The organism is Candidatus Glassbacteria bacterium (assembly GCA_019456185.1).
In the GTDB taxonomy this organism is placed as follows: Bacteria; Gemmatimonadota; Glassbacteria; order GWA2-58-10; family GWA2-58-10; genus JAJRTS01.
Window position 1 is genome coordinate 23945 of sequence record VRUH01000013.1, and the last position, 17296, is coordinate 41240.

16 protein-coding genes, 1 tRNA gene and 1 pseudogene (1 of these 18 only partly in view) are annotated in these 17296 nt (G+C 59.1%); 1 reads left to right on the forward strand and 17 read right to left on the reverse strand.

Going from position 1 to position 17296, the window contains the following annotated elements; translation table 11 throughout:
* Positions 1-35: 35 nt before the first annotated feature.
* The 14 genes from FVQ81_06945 to FVQ81_07010 all read right to left on the reverse strand — a co-directional run bounded on the left by FVQ81_06945 (position 36) and on the right by FVQ81_07010 (position 14895).
* On the reverse strand, positions 36-686 hold the full coding sequence (locus tag FVQ81_06945) for a metallophosphoesterase (protein MBW7996292.1): 651 nt from the start codon (positions 684-686) through the stop codon (positions 36-38).
* Positions 607-2037 (reverse strand): proline--tRNA ligase, encoded by a 1431-nt coding sequence (locus FVQ81_06950; protein MBW7996293.1) that lies wholly within the window; start codon positions 2035-2037, stop codon positions 607-609. Before FVQ81_06950 ends, FVQ81_06945 begins: the two co-directional genes overlap by 80 nt.
* A gap of 104 nt (positions 2038-2141) precedes the next feature.
* Positions 2142-3644 (reverse strand): hypothetical protein, encoded by a 1503-nt coding sequence (locus tag FVQ81_06955; protein MBW7996294.1) that lies wholly within the window; start codon positions 3642-3644, stop codon positions 2142-2144.
* Positions 3645-3799: 155 nt separating this feature from the next.
* Positions 3800-4819 carry a 3-deoxy-7-phosphoheptulonate synthase gene (aroF, locus tag FVQ81_06960; protein MBW7996295.1) on the reverse strand — a complete coding sequence of 340 codons (1020 nt, stop codon included), beginning with the start codon at positions 4817-4819 and terminating at the stop codon, positions 3800-3802.
* 49 nt (positions 4820-4868) lie between these two features.
* Positions 4869-5936, reverse strand: coding sequence for a 3-isopropylmalate dehydrogenase (locus FVQ81_06965; GenBank protein MBW7996296.1), 1068 nt, complete (start codon positions 5934-5936; stop codon positions 4869-4871).
* Between the two features lie 92 nt (positions 5937-6028).
* Positions 6029-6649, reverse strand: a complete 621-nt coding sequence (leuD, locus tag FVQ81_06970; GenBank protein MBW7996297.1) for a 3-isopropylmalate dehydratase small subunit — start codon at positions 6647-6649, stop codon at positions 6029-6031.
* A gap of 35 nt (positions 6650-6684) precedes the next feature.
* Positions 6685-8082, reverse strand: a complete 1398-nt coding sequence (gene leuC / locus FVQ81_06975) for a 3-isopropylmalate dehydratase large subunit (GenBank protein ID MBW7996298.1) — start codon at positions 8080-8082, stop codon at positions 6685-6687.
* 66 nt (positions 8083-8148) lie between these two features.
* Positions 8149-9690, reverse strand: a complete 1542-nt coding sequence (locus FVQ81_06980) for a 2-isopropylmalate synthase (protein ID MBW7996299.1) — start codon at positions 9688-9690, stop codon at positions 8149-8151.
* A 204-nt stretch (positions 9691-9894) separates the two neighbouring features.
* Positions 9895-10917, reverse strand: a complete 1023-nt coding sequence (gene aroF, locus FVQ81_06985) for a 3-deoxy-7-phosphoheptulonate synthase (GenBank protein ID MBW7996300.1) — start codon at positions 10915-10917, stop codon at positions 9895-9897.
* Positions 10918-10922: 5 nt separating this feature from the next.
* The gene (gene pheA, locus FVQ81_06990) at positions 10923-11198 is read right to left on the reverse strand and encodes a chorismate mutase (GenBank protein ID MBW7996301.1); all 276 of its coding nucleotides are present in this window, start codon (positions 11196-11198) and stop codon (positions 10923-10925) included.
* Positions 11199-11625: 427 nt separating this feature from the next.
* Positions 11626-12123 (reverse strand): bifunctional nuclease family protein, encoded by a 498-nt coding sequence (locus FVQ81_06995; protein MBW7996302.1) that lies wholly within the window; start codon positions 12121-12123, stop codon positions 11626-11628.
* 111 nt (positions 12124-12234) lie between these two features.
* Positions 12235-13494 carry an adenosylhomocysteinase gene (locus tag FVQ81_07000; protein ID MBW7996303.1) on the reverse strand — a complete coding sequence of 420 codons (1260 nt, stop codon included), beginning with the start codon at positions 13492-13494 and terminating at the stop codon, positions 12235-12237.
* Positions 13495-13645: 151 nt separating this feature from the next.
* Positions 13646-14368 (reverse strand): hypothetical protein, encoded by a 723-nt coding sequence (locus FVQ81_07005; protein MBW7996304.1) that lies wholly within the window; start codon positions 14366-14368, stop codon positions 13646-13648.
* Positions 14369-14484: 116 nt separating this feature from the next.
* Positions 14485-14895 (reverse strand): hypothetical protein, encoded by a 411-nt coding sequence (locus FVQ81_07010; GenBank protein MBW7996305.1) that lies wholly within the window; start codon positions 14893-14895, stop codon positions 14485-14487.
* Between the two features lie 616 nt (positions 14896-15511).
* Between FVQ81_07010 and FVQ81_07015 the strand changes: the two genes are divergently transcribed.
* Complete coding sequence (locus FVQ81_07015) at positions 15512-15727, forward strand: hypothetical protein (GenBank protein ID MBW7996306.1); 216 nt, start codon at positions 15512-15514, stop codon at positions 15725-15727.
* A gap of 58 nt (positions 15728-15785) precedes the next feature.
* On the opposite strand, the gene FVQ81_07020 is transcribed toward FVQ81_07015, so the two are convergent.
* The 3 genes and pseudogenes from FVQ81_07020 to moaA all read right to left on the reverse strand — a co-directional run.
* Positions 15786-15861, reverse strand: a tRNA-His gene (locus FVQ81_07020).
* 71 nt (positions 15862-15932) lie between these two features.
* The gene (locus tag FVQ81_07025; protein MBW7996307.1) at positions 15933-16415 is read right to left on the reverse strand and encodes an MOSC domain-containing protein; all 483 of its coding nucleotides are present in this window, start codon (positions 16413-16415) and stop codon (positions 15933-15935) included.
* 22 nt (positions 16416-16437) lie between these two features.
* A pseudogene (moaA, locus tag FVQ81_07030) lies at positions 16438-17296 on the reverse strand (GTP 3',8-cyclase MoaA); it runs 122 nt beyond the window's last position.

Consider the following 17296-nt stretch of genomic DNA (forward strand, 5'->3'; position numbering starts at 1 on the left):
GGTTGTAATGCGTTAAAATTCAAGGACCCGGGCTGTCAGCTGATTTCTGATCCTTCGATCTCCATGCCCGGGTCCAGTTTAAGATCGATAATCCTGACAGCGCGTGTTTCGGTATCGAGTAGCGCGGCGGTGCAATCGCCGGTGAGCCATCCGCCGCATTCGCCGGGGTTGATCCCCACCCGAGTGTTTCGCTCACCGGCGGTCTCGACAAGCGTGTCGTGGGTATGGCCGAAGATGATCACGTCAGCGTCGTGCTGCGCGGCCTCGGCTTCCCAATCAGAGCAATCGTGGGTCACGCGGATTACAAGCCCGCCGGCCTCGAACTGGACAGGCGGCTCCTCTATTGAACCGCCGAGGGCGGCGGCTTTCAGCTTGAGGCCCACTTTCTCGCCGTCGTTGTTGCCGTAGATCGCCCTGAACGGGCATTTGAGGTCGCCCAGCACCTCGATTGCGAACGGAGCCACCACATCGCCGCCGTGGATCACCAGCTCGCAGCCGGCGGCATTAAAATGCTCCACAGCCCGTCCGAGCATCGGTACGTTGTCATGGCTGTCGGCGACGATTCCTACCAGCACGCAGTCAGTTCTCCCTTCGACTTCGGCACTCTCAATAAGCCCGTGACGCCACCACTCTGAGGGCGGAGGGTTTCCCGGTGAGAATGCACTTGCCGTCTTCCTGTTCAGCATCGAGCGGGATGCAGCGGATAGTAGCTTTCGTTTCCCGCTGCATCCGCTCTTCGTCCTCGCGGTCTCCCGCCCAGTGGATCAGCGCGAACCCGCCCTCATCGTCCATGTACTGTTTGAACTCATCGTAGCTGTCTATTTTCCTGGTATTTTCCTCGCGGAAGGCCAGCGCTTTATCGTAGAGTCCCTGCTGGACCTTGTCAAGCAGGGCCGCGACATTATCGGCCAGGCCTTCCATCGGCTCGAAACTCTTTTCGCCACTATCTCTACGGACCAGCACTACCTGAGCGTTGTCCACATCGCGGGGGCCGAGCTCAATCCGCACGGGCACGCCCTTGAGCTCCCACTCGCTGAACTTGAATCCCGGCTTGAACTGGTCGCGGTCATCGAGCTGCACGCTGAACCTGCCGGCCAGTTCCCGCTTGATCCGGTTCGCTTTTTCCAGCACCCTCTCCCGCTCGTCGTCCGAGCGGTAGATCGGCACGATCACGCACTCGATCGGCGCGAGTTTCGGCGGCAGTACCAGGCCGTTGTCGTCGCTGTGGACCATAATCAGCGCGCCGATCAGGCGGGTGCTGACACCCCAGCTCGAGGCCCAGACCAGCTTGCGCTCACCGTCGGCGTCCAGGAAATCGACATCGAACGCGCGGGCGAAATTCTGGCCCAGGTTGTGGCTGGTGCCCGCCTGGAGCGCCTTGCGGTCCTGCATCATCGCCTCGATAGTATATGTCCGCAACGCGCCGGCGAATTTTTCGCGCTCGGTCTTGAGTCCCCAGATCACCGGCATCGCCATCGTGTCCTCGGCGAACGAGCGGTAAACCTCCAGCATCCGCCTGGTTTCGGCCTCGGCCTCGGCTTCGGTGGCGTGGGCCGTGTGGCCCTCCTGCCAGAGAAACTCGGTGGTGCGCAGGAACAGGCGGGTACGCAGCTCCCAGCGGATCACGTTGCACCACTGGTTGATCAGCAGGGGCAGGTCGCGGTAGCTCTGGATCCACTTGCGGTACATGCTCCAGATAATCGTCTCGCTCGTCGGGCGGATCACATAGGGTTCTTCAAGCTCGCTGCCGCCGGCGTGGGTGACCACGGCGCACTCGGGGCTGAAACCCTCGACATGCTCGGCTTCCTTGCGGAGGAATTCCTCGGGGATCAGCAGCGGGAAATATGCGTTGACATGCCCGGTTTCCTTGAACATCCGGTCCAGCTCGGCCTGCATTTTTTCCCAGATCGCATACCCGTGGGGCCGGATCACCATGCAGCCCTTGACCGGCGCGTAATCGGCCAGTTCCGCCCGCAGAACGATGTCCTGATACCAGCGGGAGTAATCCTTGTCTCGCGAAGTTATGCCTTTTGACATTCCAATCCCTTAACTATTTATAAGTTAGCACGTTTTAGCCAAATCGATATAATCTATAAAACCAGCAGAATTGTGTCAATGATGGCGCCGGCACCCGCTGCGCATCAGGCTTGCGAATACCCGTCTTCCGGTGCGCTTTCCCGTTTACGGGCGAGATAAGCGGTGAACAGAAGCCAGATAAACGGCTCGACTTCGTAGCGGATCCTGGCGTTTTCCCCGATTTCAATCAGGTTGGCCAGCAAGGTTACATACGTCACCAGGGCCAGCATGAACAGGATCGTGCCGCCGTGCGGACTTGCAAGGTAGCTGCGTGAGGCTGTCAAGATGACGGCCGGCCAGTAAATCAGGATTACGAGCAGCGCGATCAGCACGAACAGCCCGATATCGGGGATCGTGTTGGCGAGTTTTATCCTGGTCTTGAATTCCGTGTGATAATTATCTCTCCACAGGGAGCTGAGCTGGCCGTAGAGCAGGACATCGGTTACCCTCAGCGCCGGGGCGATCCGCTCCACGTTGCGGGTGGAAAAAACCTGGTCGTGGGGCGGCTGCAAGTAAAGGCTCGCCGCGCCGAGCACACCCCTGAGGTAGGCCGAGGGCCGGTGGATGATTACGCTGATGTCATCGCGGAGAAACCTCCGCGAAATATCGACATAGGCAGGGTTGTTGAAATTGGGGAAACCGTCGGTTGTACGCGCATTGTCCATGATCGGGATGCCGGTGGGCAGGTACGCCTTGATCGTCCCGATCTTTTCCCGATAATAGTCAATACTCTCGAAATTGGCGTACAACCCATATTTCGATAAATCTCCCTCGGCATGCATCCTGACCCGGTCCTCATCAGGCACCTGCATGATCGTAATTTTGTAAAAATTCATTCCCAGCATCGTGCTGGTGGTCAGGCTGCCGACCGTATAGTAGTTCTTGGCCATCCAGAGGCCCACCAGCAGCAGCGGGACAGCGGCGGCCGCGGCGATCTGCCTGCGCCGGTCCGGCAGCAGCCGGCACAGGGTGAGGGGAACGGCCAGGACCCATAACGGGTGAAACATGCTTCTGGTCAGGACAACCATAGCCAGCAGGGAAAACAAACAGAACAGCCAGCCGGACGTGCGGCGTTCCAGATAGATATTGAGCGCCAGGGCGGACGATATCAGCAGCAGCGCTAGGGGATAAGTGTAAAACGCCCAGTTCTCCAGCAGGATCGTGGCTGGAGCGACAGTGAACAGGCCGGACAGCAGCAGCGCCCGGCGGGGTTTAATATTCAGCCTGAGCGCCAGCAGGTAGATGGAAAGGGTCAGGCAAAGCCCGGCGAGAAGATAGATCAGATTGAAGGCGAGCAGCGCATGCTCCCCGAAACAGCGCAGGACAAAGCCGACAAACAGGTTGAACAGCGGAGGCTGGGCGTGGAGCAGAAGAACCGTGCGGAACAGGTCCTCGCGCAGAAGACTCGGATCGGCGATCTGGATCAGGCCGGTTAAATCCTCCAGAAACCTGACTCCGGCCGCAAAATAGCTAAGCCTCGAAACAAGAAAAATTACCAGCAGGTATAAACAGTTGCGTCCGGCGCCCGCGGGGAAAAGGTCTGCCGGCCTCACCCTCTGTTCGCTCACCCTGCGCCCCGCGGCTCAGTTAACTGGATCTTATCGATATTTGCGGCTGATTTGAACATTAAGAAAGTTGGCACTGCTGCGACCGTGCGCAACTATAAAAAAAGGCTACGCTTTAAAATAATACGGAGCCTTTTTCAAGTGCATCTCATTGCATTTTATAGCTTTCTCCCCTCGGCCTTAAGAATCGGCTTGAGGGAACGAACCAGCTCGTCGAACTGATCAGGATTCAGCGACTGCTCCCCGTCGGAGAGGGCGTTTTCCGGATCGATGTGCACTTCGATCATTACGCCATCGGCGCCGCAGGCGGCCGACGCCTTGGTCATCGGCCCGACCAGGGCCGGGATACCGGTCCCGTGGCTGGGGTCGACAATCACCGGCAGGTGGCTGAGCTGTTTGATCAGCGGTACAGCCGAGAGATCGAGCGTATTGCGCGTGGCGGTCTCGAAAGTGCGGATTCCGCGTTCGCAGAGAATCACGTTCGGGTTGCCCTGGCTGACGATGTACTCGGCGGACATCAGGAACTCGTTGATTGTCGCCGACAGGCCTCGCTTGAGCAGGACCGGCTTATCGAGCAGACCCACCTGCTTGAGCAGGGAGTAGTTCTGCATGTTGCGCGTACCGACCTGGAGGACGTCGGCAAACCGGGCCACCAGCGGGATATCCTGCGGGGTCATGATTTCGGTTACGATCGGCAGGCCGGTTTTAGCGCGGGCCTCGGCCAGCAGTTCCAGACCCTCTTCCTCCAGGCCCTGGAAACTGTAAGGGCTTGTGCGGGGTTTGAACGCTCCTCCGCGCAGCAGACGGGCGCCGGCTTTCTTGACCCGCTCGGCGGTCTCGATTATTTGCTCCCGGCTCTCGACGCTGCAGGGACCGGCGATAATGACGAACTGCTTTCCGCCGATCTCGACGTTTTTGCCCACCTTGACTACCGTTTTGTCCCGCTTCAGCTCACTGCCGACCAGCTTGTACGGCTTGAGGATCGGAATCACCGATTCCACGCCGGGCACGGACTCCAGGCTTTTGAGCCGGAACTTGCCGCGCTCGTCGCCGATAGCCCCGATCACGGTCCGCTGCTCGCCGAATATCGGGTGGGTCTTGTAGCCCAGCTCGCGCACTTTCTCGAACACGTGGTCGATCTGCGCGCGAGTGGCGCCCTCTTTCATCACGATTATCATCCGGATAACTCCTCCCCGCGCACGGGGGCTTTCGATGTCCCGGGCAGGCTTATTTAGCTGCCTGCTCGGCCACCAAATCGCCTGCCTCGCGGGTGCCGTAACCCATCTTGTCGGCGCCCAGGTTCTCGATCTTGTTGGCGCAGGCCCACTTCACGGCATCGATAATATCCCTGGCCGTTTCCGTTTCGCCCAAATCCTCCATCATCATCGCGGCGCTGCAGATAGAGGCCAGCGGATTGATCACGTTCTGACCGGTGTACTTGGGCGCGCTGCCGCCGATCGGCTCATACATCGAGATACCCTCGGGATTGATATTGCCGCCCGCGGCGATACCCATCCCGCCCTGGACCATCGCGCCCAGATCGGTGATAATGTCGCCGAACATGTTCTCGACCACGATCACGTCGAACCACTCCGGGTTCTTGACCATCCACATGCAGGTGGCGTCCACATGGGCGTACTCGCGCTTGATATCGGGATAGTCGGCCTCGCCCACCTCGTGGAACGCACGCTCCCACAGGTCGCTGGCGTAGGTCAGCACGTTGGTCTTGGCCACGAGGGTCAGAGTCCTGTTCTTGTCCCGCTTGCGGCAGTACTCGAACGCGTAGCGCAGGCAGCGCTCCACACCCTTGCGGGTATTGATCGAGGTCTGGAGCGCTACCTCGTCGGCAGTGCCCTTTTTCAGGTTGCCGCCGGCGCCGGCGTAAAGGCCCTCGGTGTTCTCACGCACGACCACGAAATCGATCTCCGCGGGCCCCTTGTCCTTGATCGGTGTCCAGACGCCGGGGTAAAGCTGGACCGGGCGCAGGTTGATGTAATGGTCCAGGCCGAAACGCAGGGCCAGCAACAGGCCTTTTTCCAGGATACCGGGCTTGACATCGGGATGGCCGATAGCACCCAGCAGGATAGCGTCGTATTGCTTCAGCGTCTCGACACCGTCCTCGGGCAGGACCACGCCGGTGGCCTTGTAATTCTCGCCGCCCCAGTTGAATTCAGTGAACTCGAAATTGACGTTGTACTTACCGGCAGCAGCCTTGAGCACTTTTAAAGCTTCGTCAACAACCTCGGGTCCCGTACCGTCGCCGGGGAGTACTGCGATCTTGTAACTCGACGCCATCTAGCAGCTCCTTATGATCTAGCGGATTGAATATTGAGTGATTTCAGTGACTCAAATTTCAGCAAGCGGCAATAAAGATAAAGCAATCCGGCCTATCCCGCCAGCAACCAGGGCTGCCTGCCGTGATGGCCGCGTTCGAATTCCGCGATTTCAGCATCATGCTGCAGGGTCCAGCCGATAAGGTCCAGGCCCTTGAGCAGGCAGTTGCGCGCGAACGTTGGCATCTCGAAGGAAAACTCGAGGCCGCCGGGCGAGGTGACTTTCAGCCCCTGGAGATCCACCGTGAGCCGGGTTCCCTCGTTGGCTTCGATTTCCTTGAACAACGCGTCAACCTCAGCGGCGCTCAGCGTAACCGGCACCATCCCATTCTTGGTGCAGTTGCTGTAGAAAATATCGGCGAAACTGGGCGCAATCACGCTGCGGAAACCGTATTCGAGCAGCGCCCAGGGCGCGTGCTCGCGGCTTGAGCCGCAGCCGAAGTTGTCACGGGCCACCAGGATGCCCGCTCCCGCGAAGCGCGGCGCGTTGAGGATGAAATCCGGGTTCGGCCGGGTTTCTTCCTCGTCCAGGTAGCGCCAGTCGTGGAACAGGTGCTTACCGAACCCCGTGCGCTCGATTTTTTTGAGGAACTGCTTGGGGATTATCTGGTCCGTATCGACATCCTGGCGATCGAGAACGGCCGCCAGGGCGGTATAGTTCGTAAAAGCTTCCATGGCAATATCTCGTGCTGAATGAAACCCGTTTAATTTCAGTTCATTTCGCGGGGGTCGGCGAAGCGGCCGGCCACCGCCGCCGCCGCGGCCATCAACGGGCTGACCAGGTGGGTACGGCCACCCTTGCCCTGACGGCCCTCGAAATTACGGTTGCTGGTCGAGGCGCAGCGCTCGCCTGGGGCCAGACGGTCGTCGTTCATCGCCAGGCACATCGAGCAGCCCGCGGCGCGCCAGTCGAAGCCGGCCTCGGCGTAGACCTTGTCCAGACCCTCCTGCTCGGCCTGCTGCTTGACCAGCCCGCTGCCGGGAACGATGATCGCGTTGACCGAAGGAGCGACCTTGCGGCCCTTGACAAACCCGGCCACCTCGCGAAGGTCCTCGATCCGGCCATTTGTGCAACTGCCGATAAACACGGTATCGATTTTGATATCCTTGATCGGAGTATTGGGCGCCAGGCCCATATACTCCAGGGCCAGCTCGGTTGTGCGGCGCTGGTTGGGATCGGCGAAATCCGCCGGGTCCGGCACCTTGCCGTCGATATCGGTGACCATGCCGGGGCTGGTACCCCAGGTGACCTGCGGCCGAATGGAGTCGACAGTCATCTCCACCACCTCGTCGTATTCGGCGTCCGGGTCCGAGGGCAGCTGCTTCCAGGTCTCGATCGCCTTGAGGAAATCATCGCCCCCGGGAGCGTACGGACGGCCTGCGAGGTAATCGAAAGTGGTCTGGTCCGGGGCCACCATCCCGGCCCGCGCACCGGCCTCGATACTCATGTTGCACAATGTCATCCGGCCTTCCATCGACATGTCCCGGACCACCTGCCCGGCGTATTCGATCACGTAACCGGTACCGCCAGCCGTGCCGATCTTGCCGATAATGGCCAGAATCACATCCTTGGGCCGGATATTCTCCGGAACCGCTCCCTCCACCCGGATCAGCATCGACTTGGGCCTGCTCTGCTGGAGCGTCTGGGTCGCCAGCACGTGCTCCACCTCGCTGGTGCCGACCCCGAAGGCCAGCGCGCCGAACGCGCCGTGGGTGGCGGTGTGGCTGTCGCCGCAGACAATCGTCATCCCGGGCAGGGTCAGGCCCTGCTCGGGGGCGATCACGTGGATGATTCCCTGACGGACGTCGTCGATATCGAACAGGGTGATCCCGAACTCTTTGCAGTTTTCGCGCAGAGTTTTTACCTGCTGCGCGCTGAGAGGGTCGGCTATCGGTTTGTCGCGGTTGGCAGTCGGGACGTTGTGGTCCGGCACGGCGAAAGTCGCCCGCGGCTGGCGCATGGCGCGCCCGGTGAGCCTGAGCCCCTCGAACGCCTGGGGCGAGGTGACCTCGTGGACCAGATGGCGGTCGACATAGAGGAGCGTGATCCCCTCGTGCTCGCCCACCACGTGCGCGTCCCAGATTTTCCGGAACATGGTATTACCCATCACAAGACTCCTTATCATCCTTCAACAATAGTCCGTGCTGATAATTATGCGGTTATGGCGACCGGATTACCTGCCGGTTTTCTTACGCGCGAACAGGGCCTTGTTGATCGCGTTCAGGTAGGCGCGGGCCGTGGCGTCCATTACATCGGTGCTGGCGGCCTTGCCCATGAACTCGATCCCGTCGAACACGACATGGATGAACACCTCGCCCACGGCCTCGCGGCCCTCGGTAATCGAACGGATATTGTAGTCGATAAGCGCGCCCTCCAGGCCCACTATCCTGTCGATAGTGTTGCACAGCGCACTCACCGGCCCGTCGCCCGTGGCAGCCTCCTCGACCTCGTCGCCGGTATCGATATTCTTCAGCACCAGCGTGGCGCTGCTGACAACCTGGTTGCCGCCGACAGTCTGGATGTATTTCATGTGCCAGGCCTCGGGGATATGCTGGATCCCGTCCTGGGCAATCGCCAGCAGGTCGTCGTCGGTGATCGTCTTTTTCTGGTCGGCCAGCTTGGTGAACAGCTTGTAGGCTTTCTCCAGGTCATCCTTGGCCAGCTCGAAGCCGAGTTCCTTGAACCGGACACTCAGGGCGTGACGGCCCGAGTGCTTGCCGAGCACGATGTTGCTCTTCATAATCCCCACCGACTGCGGGGTCATGATCTCGTAGGTCAGCGAGTCCTTGAGCATCCCGTCCTGGTGGATTCCCGCCTCGTGGGCGAACGCGTTCTTGCCGACAATCGCCTTGTTCTGCTGGACGAACACGCCGGTGATATTGCTCAGCAGGCGGCTGGTGGGATAAATCTCCTCGGTGACAATCCCGGTGGTAAAATCGAACATATCCGGGCGGGTGCGGCAGGCCATCACGAATTCCTCGAGCGATGCATTGCCCGCGCGCTCGCCGATACCGTTGACCGTACACTCCACCTGACCGGCTCCGTTCTGGCAGGCGGCGATAGAGTTGCTGACTCCCAGCCCGAGATCGTTGTGGCAATGGGTGCTGAGCACGGCCTTGCCGCCCAGGTCGGGCACGGCGTCGCAGAGCTTCTTCATCCTTGCTCCCCACTCGCTGGGGATCGCATAGCCCACCGTGTCAGGGATATTGATCGTGGTCGCGCCGGCGTCGATAGCGGCCTGAACCACCTGGGCCAGGTAATCGTCAGCCGTGCGGCCGGCGTCCTCGCAACTGAACTCGATATCGTCGAAATAGCCCTTGGCCTTCTCGACCGCCTTCACCGCCGCCTCCAGCACTTGCTCGCGGCTTTTCTTGAGCTTGTACTTGAGGTGGATATCGCTGGTGGCGATAAAAGTGTGAATCCTGGGTTTCTCAGCCTTCTCCAGCGCTTCGGCGGCCCGTTCGATATCGATCGGGACAGCACGGGACAGCCCTGCGATCACGGGACCCCTGACTTCTTCGGCCACTTGTTTAACCGCCTCGAAATCCCCGTCGCTGGCAATCGGGAATCCGGCCTCCATCACGTCCACGCCCAGCTTTGCGAGCTGATGGGCCATCCTGAGCTTCTCCTCCAGGTTCATGCTGCAACCGGGGCTCTGTTCACCGTCGCGAAGAGTAGTATCGAATATTGTTACCATGCGTTTAGCGTCAGACATCGTCAGTTCCTCCCCATCTATGGTAAAGAATCGGTTTTCACAAAACTGTGCCGGTCAACACGCACGCAGCAAATCACGTGCATGCAGCAGTCCGCCGGGTGCGGCAACGCGCCCGAACAGCCCTGGCAAGCCGGTAGTGGAAAACCATCTTCTCTGGATAGCGAAACAGAACATCGCCGGGGAATCCCCCTGAATATTTTACAGTCAGCCGCCCAGGGTTCTGCCGATAGCCCGGGCGATAATTTCGAGTTCTTTCATCAGGTTAGCGAACTGATCCGGATACAGGCTCTGCGCCCCGTCACTGACAGCCTTTTCCGGCTCGTGATGGACCTCGATCAGCAGCCCGTCGGCGCCGGCGGCGATCGAGGCGCGCGCCATCGGCAGCACCTTGTCGCGGATACCGGTTCCGTGGCTGGGGTCGGCCACTATCGGCAGGTGGCTGAGCTTCTGCACGACCGGAATTGCGCAGATATCCATTGTATTTCTCGTGTACGTTTCGAAGGTGCGGATTCCACGCTCGCAGAGAATCACATTCCTGTTGCCGCCGGAGAGCACGTATTCGGCGCTCATCAGGAGTTCCTCGATAGTCGCGGACAATCCCCGCTTGAGCAGCACCGGCTTATCCAGCGTACTGAGCGCGCGGAGCAGGGTAAAATTCTGCATGTTGCGCGCACCCACCTGCAGCATGTCCACATAGGGCAGCATCAACTCGATCTGGCTGGCGTCCATGATCTCGCTGACCACGGCCAGGCCGTGCTTGTCCGCCGCGGCGCGCATGAGTTGCAATCCCTCCTCGCCCATCCCCTGGAAACTGTAGGGGCTGGTCCGGGGCTTGAATGCACCGCCGCGAAGGATCCGGGCGCCGCTGTCGGCGACACGGCCGGCGATTTCCTCGATCTGCTCCCTGCTTTCCACCGCGCACGGGCCGGCCATCACGACCACTTTCCTGCCGCCGACTTTAATGCCCTTGCCGAGCTCGATCACCGAATTGGCGGGCTGGAACTGACGGCTGGCAATCTTGTACGGGGCGGAGATACGCACGACCTCGCTGACGCCGTCGAGAATCTCGAAATCGCGCGGGTCGATACTGGCGGTTTCACCCACGGCACCGATGATCGTCCGGGTCTTTCCAGTAGAGCGATGGGAATCGAGATTGAGGCTCTGCATTTTTTCAATCACCGCCTGGATCTGCTCCTCGGTGGCATCGTGACTCATGCTGATGACCATCTGAGTTATCCTTCCTTTTCGGTCAGTTCACGCTCGAGTCGGCGGGTTTCATCGATTATCCTCTCGAACAGTCGACGGATCGCCTCATCGGAAAGCGGACCGGGGTTGCTTTCCTGGATGTTATCGTAAATCTGGTCTTCCCTGGCCGGGTTATAGACCGGCACTCCCATCTTCCGCTTGATCCTGCCGATTTCCAGCGCGTAACCAGCCCGCTGGTTCAACAGCTCCAGCAGTTTGTTGTCCACCTCGTCGATCTTGATTCGCCAGTCACAGATATCCATCTGGAGCTTCCGTTAAGTTTAAGCCACGGGTAATCATCGTGATCGCCGTGCTACAACCGTCCGGGTGCGTAAGGACGATATTGTCGGGTGGATAGTAAAAAACCACTATCTGCTGATAGTGGTTTTTTGCGGCCTTGCAAGCTGAACGAAAAATCTCAGGTCCAATCCTCCACTATCGAGCACGGTTTAACCGGGAATAAACAAATACCAGTAAAGGTAACACACCTTTTCCTCCCAGAACCGGCTTGTGGAGCCGGACATAACCTCAAATTCCGAAAGTCATTCCAATCAAAGATATAAGACATATTAAGCAATCATCTGCCTGCCGTCAAGTTTCTTCCGGCCATTAATCCGGCCTGAATCGTTTTAGCAAAGATATCGGCATGCGGGCAGTTTTCTTTCAGAGTGCAACATTAGCGCGGCGAGTTCATAAAGTGAACTTGCCAAAATCCTCCGGGTTCATTTTGCGCAGAGTCTCGCGAAGGACTTCCGGATCGTACTCCTCGGCTTGCTGTGAGACCGTTTTGGGAACTATCTTGCTGGCGCACTCCAGCAGCTTCTCGGTGGTACGGATCGGCGCTTTCATTCTCAGGGCCAGGGCAATCGAGTCGCTGGGGCGCGCGTCCAGCTCGATTTTCTTACCTTCCTGGCTCAGGTGGATTTTGGCGAAATACGTATTGTCTTTCAGGTCGTAGATAACCACGCTGTCCATCGTCACGCCCAGATCGAGCAGGGCCTGCTTGAACAGGTCGTGGGTCAGCGGACGTTTGAATTTCACCCCACTGATTTCCATCGCGATCGCGCTCGCCTCGCTGGGACCGATCCAGATCGGCAGGACCCGCTCGCCGTCCTTTTCCTTGAGCAGGACGACAGGGGAGTTGTTTGAACTGTCCATCCCAAGTCCTGAAATCGTCAACTCAACCATTGCCGGCTCGCTTATGTTGAGAAACCGTTACAATTACCCGCTACTTACCCTAAGCGAAAGGGGCGCGTAAATCAAGGCGCAGCAGAAAATATTCACCGTCCATCCGGGTCCTCAGGTCCCCATCGTCCAGCTTGCCAGGTACTTGACCTGTTCGGGCGTCAGTTCATCGATCGTTACGCCCATGCTCTTGAGCTTCAGCTCGGCCACCCACTCGTCGATAGAAACCGGGACGTCGTAAACCCTGGGTTCGAGTTCGTCCCTGTGGCTGGCCACGTACTCGGTGGTCAGCGCCTGGGTGGCGAAACTCATGTCCATCACCGAGGCGGGATGGCCCTCGGCGCAGGCCAGGTTGACCAGCCGTCCCTGGCCGAGGACGAAAATCCTGCGGCCGTCTTTCATCACGTAAGCGTCCACTTCCCTGCGGACGTTCCGTTCGATCCTGTCGGCGATTTTTCCCAGCCCGTCGAGGTCGAGTTCGACATTAAAATGGCCGCTGTTGCAGACTATCGCGCCGTCTTTCATCTTTTCGAAATGCTCCGGGCGGATCACATTGAGATCGCCGGTGAGCGTGCAGAATACATCGCCGATCGGCGCGGCGTCCTCCATTTTCATCACCCGGTAGCCGTCCATCACCGCCTCGATAGCTTTCACCGGATCGACTTCGGTTACGATCACATTGGCGCCCATTCCGCGCGCCCGCATTGTAAAGCCGCGTCCGCAGTAGCCGTAGCCAGCCGCCACCACGTTCTTGCCGGCCAGCAGAACGTCGGTGGCCCGGATTATCCCGTCCACTGTCGACTGCCCGGTACCGTAGCGGTTGTCGAACAGGTGCTTGGTCCGGGCGTCGTTGACCGCGAACACGGGGATTTTCAGGGCGTTGTCGGCGGCCATCGCGCGAAGGCGGATCACCCCGGTGGTGGTCTCTTCCATGCTGCCGATGATCTCGCCCAGCTGGCCGGGATAATCGGAATGGACTGTGCTGACCAGGTCGGCCCCGTCATCCATCGTGACAACCGGACGGTGCTCGATCGCGGCGCGGATATGTTCGTAGTAAGTGTCGTTGTTCTCGCCGCGCACGGCGTAGACCTTGATCCCGTCGTGCTCCACCAGCGATGCGGCCACGTCGTCCTGGGTGCTCAGCGGGTTGGAGGCGCAGAGCAGCAGGTCCGCCCCGCCGGCGGTCAGGGTGCGGCACAGGTTGGCTGTTTCGGCTGTGACGTGAAGGCAGGCGCTCAGCTTGAGACCCGCCAGCGGCTGTTCCTTGCTGAACTTTTCCCGCACTATCTGAAGGACCTGCATGTCGTGGTCAGCCCAATCGATCCTCTTCTTCCCCTCCTCAGCCAGGCTCATGTCCGCTACATGGTAATCCATCGAATCTCCAAATAGTCGGGTTAATAGGTTTTGCGGCACCTGGTAAAAACCACTTTGCGACGCGATAAACGAACCGGCAGGTTCAGCCCTCCCCTGAGGACGCTGAACTCTGCCGGCGCTCGGAAATCTCACAAGCTGTTTCGGACCGGGATCAGAGCAGTTCCTGCTGAATCCTGGCGTTGTCCTCGTTCAAATTGAGTTGCACAGAGTCCTGGTCCGTGGGCAGCGGCATATCCCAGATCAGACTTTCATTGGTGGTTCCGGGCCGGCGGACCTCGCAGTGCAGCCACCAGATGCCGAACGGCAGGATGAGGTTATTGATTCGGCTGTTCTTATCGGTCACCTCGATTTTGGTGGCAAGTTCCGGGGAGATAGCTTCCTTGAACTCGCCGAAACCTTTGTACGCCCTGCCCTTCCAGTCGTTGAGCTTGGCTTCGTACTGGCCCTTGAGATCGAGATAGCGCTGGTGGACCTCATGGCGCTCATCCAGCATGTCCTGCATACCGGATTCAAGCTTCTGGAAGATCGGATATTTCTTGCGGTACGCGACTGATTTATTGCTCATGTTTTCCAGCTCATCACGCATCACGTCCACGGAATCGGCCATCCGGGCACTGCGTTCGAGAATCTGCTGGTAGGTTGACAGCAGAGCCAGCAGTTCGGAGGAATCGGGACGGGGACCGGGCTTGTTCATCTGAACGAGACTGTCCAGCACGGCCGGGTAGTCGTATGAGAGGAACTCCACATCGACGTTCTGACTTGCGTTTTGATCTGACAACTGCAGCTCGATGTAATACGTGCTCCTGGCCGAACAGCCGACAATCAGGATCAGGCAGGCCGCGAGCACGGAGAACTTCGCACGACTAAAATCCATAAGATTTCCCCCTCTAGCACTAAGCTGTAGTCGTCACGGCAAGCGCAGATAAACCGCCGCCGCATGAACTCGGCTTCATTTTGACGCAAGATAATTAATTGCGCTGCGCGGAGATGTCAAGCATAAACATCCACGCTGACACCCGTTCCGGCGAGACTGGCCTGAAAGGTCAGCAGGCCGTTGATCGCACTGCGGGTTCTCATCCCGGCGGCCAGCGCACTTCGTTCGAGACTGTTCTGCGTAGCCTGCAGCAGTCTCAAGCTGTGCGACTGTATTTCCCACGTGCCGGCCGAGCGGGAGATCATCCTGCCGGCCACCTCGCTGACATGGGCCCTGTCGAGAAAACTCACCTCGCTGCCCTGGGCAACCCACACGGCTTTGTCCGCGGCCCAGTTGGACCCGGGTATCGGGCTGGACCCCGCCGGGTTCAGGCCCGCACCGTATTGCACATGCTGTGAAAGCAGATGCGGCACAGCCTGCGCCTGAGGGCTGAAATAGCCAGGAGATGAGATAGAGCTGAGTACCATAACCGACCCCCCGGTTTAATAAAACTCAGCTAATCTTTGCTCTACCTGAGTAGAACATTATCATACAACCGGCAGCCGAAAAATTAAAGTCTCTTGATGAACTGCCGATATTGTTACTGTCAAAGAAAATACAGCGGGCGCGCAACGGCTCCCTTCCAACTCTCCCCTGTGTTGCTGGGAACCCCAAATTGCCGCTGACGTGCTCACTCTCAGGCCCGGCCCCATCGCCGGGCCTTAACTTTTATACCTGGTCCGCGCTCAAAATCCGGAAATCAACCCTTCTGCCGATAAGCTCCTTCGAGAGCAGGGTGTTCTTTTTTTTACATTGCGGTCAACCGCCGGCATCAGACGCTTTAAACGTTCAATTTTTAGCCTGGCCCCGTAATACGGGCGCGTCAATCTCCCGTTTGCGCTGCCGGTAGTGGTTGAATACCGCAGATGATCGTTGCGCATGGCAAGAAAATCGACCACAGAATTCAACTTTAATCTGGAATTCCCGTTCAGCTTATTATTATTATACTACGTTTGGCCGGCTAATACAAAATGATTTTGTCCCGCCGGCAACCGGCAGCCAGTGAAAGAAGCAGGATAACCAGCAGACGGAGAGTGCGGGCCGATGCCGATGGTGGAGTTCATATCCCCGAAATGGGAATGCAGCCGCTGCCACACCAAAGTGGAAAAACCGGTAAGGGTGGTCAACGGCAAGCTCAAACCGACATACTTCTACCTGCCGCAGAAATGTACGGCCTGCGGGAAACTGCTGGATTTTTACAAGGTGCTGGAGCACTACGACGTAGCGACTATCAAAGAGGCTGACAAGGTGCTGGTGTGATCCTCAGGACCTGACACCAATAAAAAAGCCGGCAACTTAATGTTACCGGCTTGGCAAATGGGGTGAGAGACGGGACTCGAACCCGCGACCACATGGGCCACAACCATGGGCTCTACCAACTGAGCTACTCCCACCGCAGGTCAGTCGTAACTGAGCGAAAAATATAAATTACGACGCTATCGATGTCAATATTAGTCTGGCGTTCTCAACGCTCCTGGGCGCCGCTGCCACAGCCCTGATAAGCCGAACGCAGCAGCTCGATTTTAGCGCCCGGCGCGATCGATCCGCCCCTGATAACCCGGGCGAAAATTCCCTCGCGGGGCATGACACAATCCCCCGCCTGCTCGTAGATCGCACAACGGCTATGGCATTCCTTACCGATCTGGGTCACCTCCAGCCGGGCATCACCCACCGCGAGCATGGTCCCCACCGGCAGGGTCATCAGTTCCAGGCCCCCTACAACGATATTTTCGGCGAAAATTCCGTGGAAAGTATCTACTCCGCGCGCGCTGATCTGCTCGATACTCCCGGCGGAGAGCAGGCTCACCTGACGGTGACCCGGGCCGGCATGGGCGTCTCCGGCGATACCGTGGCCGGCCACCAGTTCGGCCCGCTCGACCTCTCTTTTCTGCACGCCCCGTTTTGGGCTGATACAGACCGCCAGTACTTTTCCAGCCGGATCAGTCAAGTGGATTGCTCCTCCTGCGTTCTCAGCCGCCGATAGAGGCCATGCTGGACATGTAGTCCCCCGCCTCGCATTTGTCGACGGTTTTGCCGTGGCTTTCCGCTTTCCTGCGCAGGCCGTCCGTAACGGCTTTTGCAAGGTTTTCGGCTGTCGCGCCGCTGCGAAGCAGGCCGCCGAGGTCCACTTCGCGGGGGTTGTGCAGGCACAGCCGCAGCCGGCCGTCGGCGGTGAGCCGCAGCCTGCTGCACTCACCGCAGAAACAGCCCGTAAGCGGTGCGATAAATCCGACCCTGCCCGCGAATCCCTTGACCCGGTACATCCGGGCCACTCCCTGCCAGCCCTCCGGGACCAGCGGGTAATAATCGCCGATCCGCGTCAGCATCTCTTCCAGGCCCACCATCTTTTCCGGCTGCCAGCGGTTGTCGCCGAACGGCATGTATTCGATAAAGCGGACATCCAGCCGGCGATTGCGGGTCAATTCCACGAAATCCTTCAATTCATCGTCATTCACGCCCCGCACGACCACGGTGTTCAGTTTCAGCGGCAAACCCACCATGGCCAGGGCGGCCTCGATTCCCCGCCAGACCGCCGCGAACGAATCCGCCCCGGTGATCTGCCGGAACCTGTGCGGGTCAAGGCTGTCCAGGCTGACATTCAGCCTGCTCAGACCGGCGTCCTTAAGCGCGTCCAGCTTGCGTTCCAGCAGGGTCCCGTTGGTGGTCATCGCCACCGTTTCGATTCCCTCGATCGCGGCTGTCCTGCCGACAAGCGATTCGATTCCCGGCCGCAGCAGGGGCTCTCCCCCGGTCAGGCGGACCTTGCGGACTCCAAGCCGGGCCAGCAGGTTTACCAGGCGCATCAGTTCGAAGTCGTCCAGGTCGTTC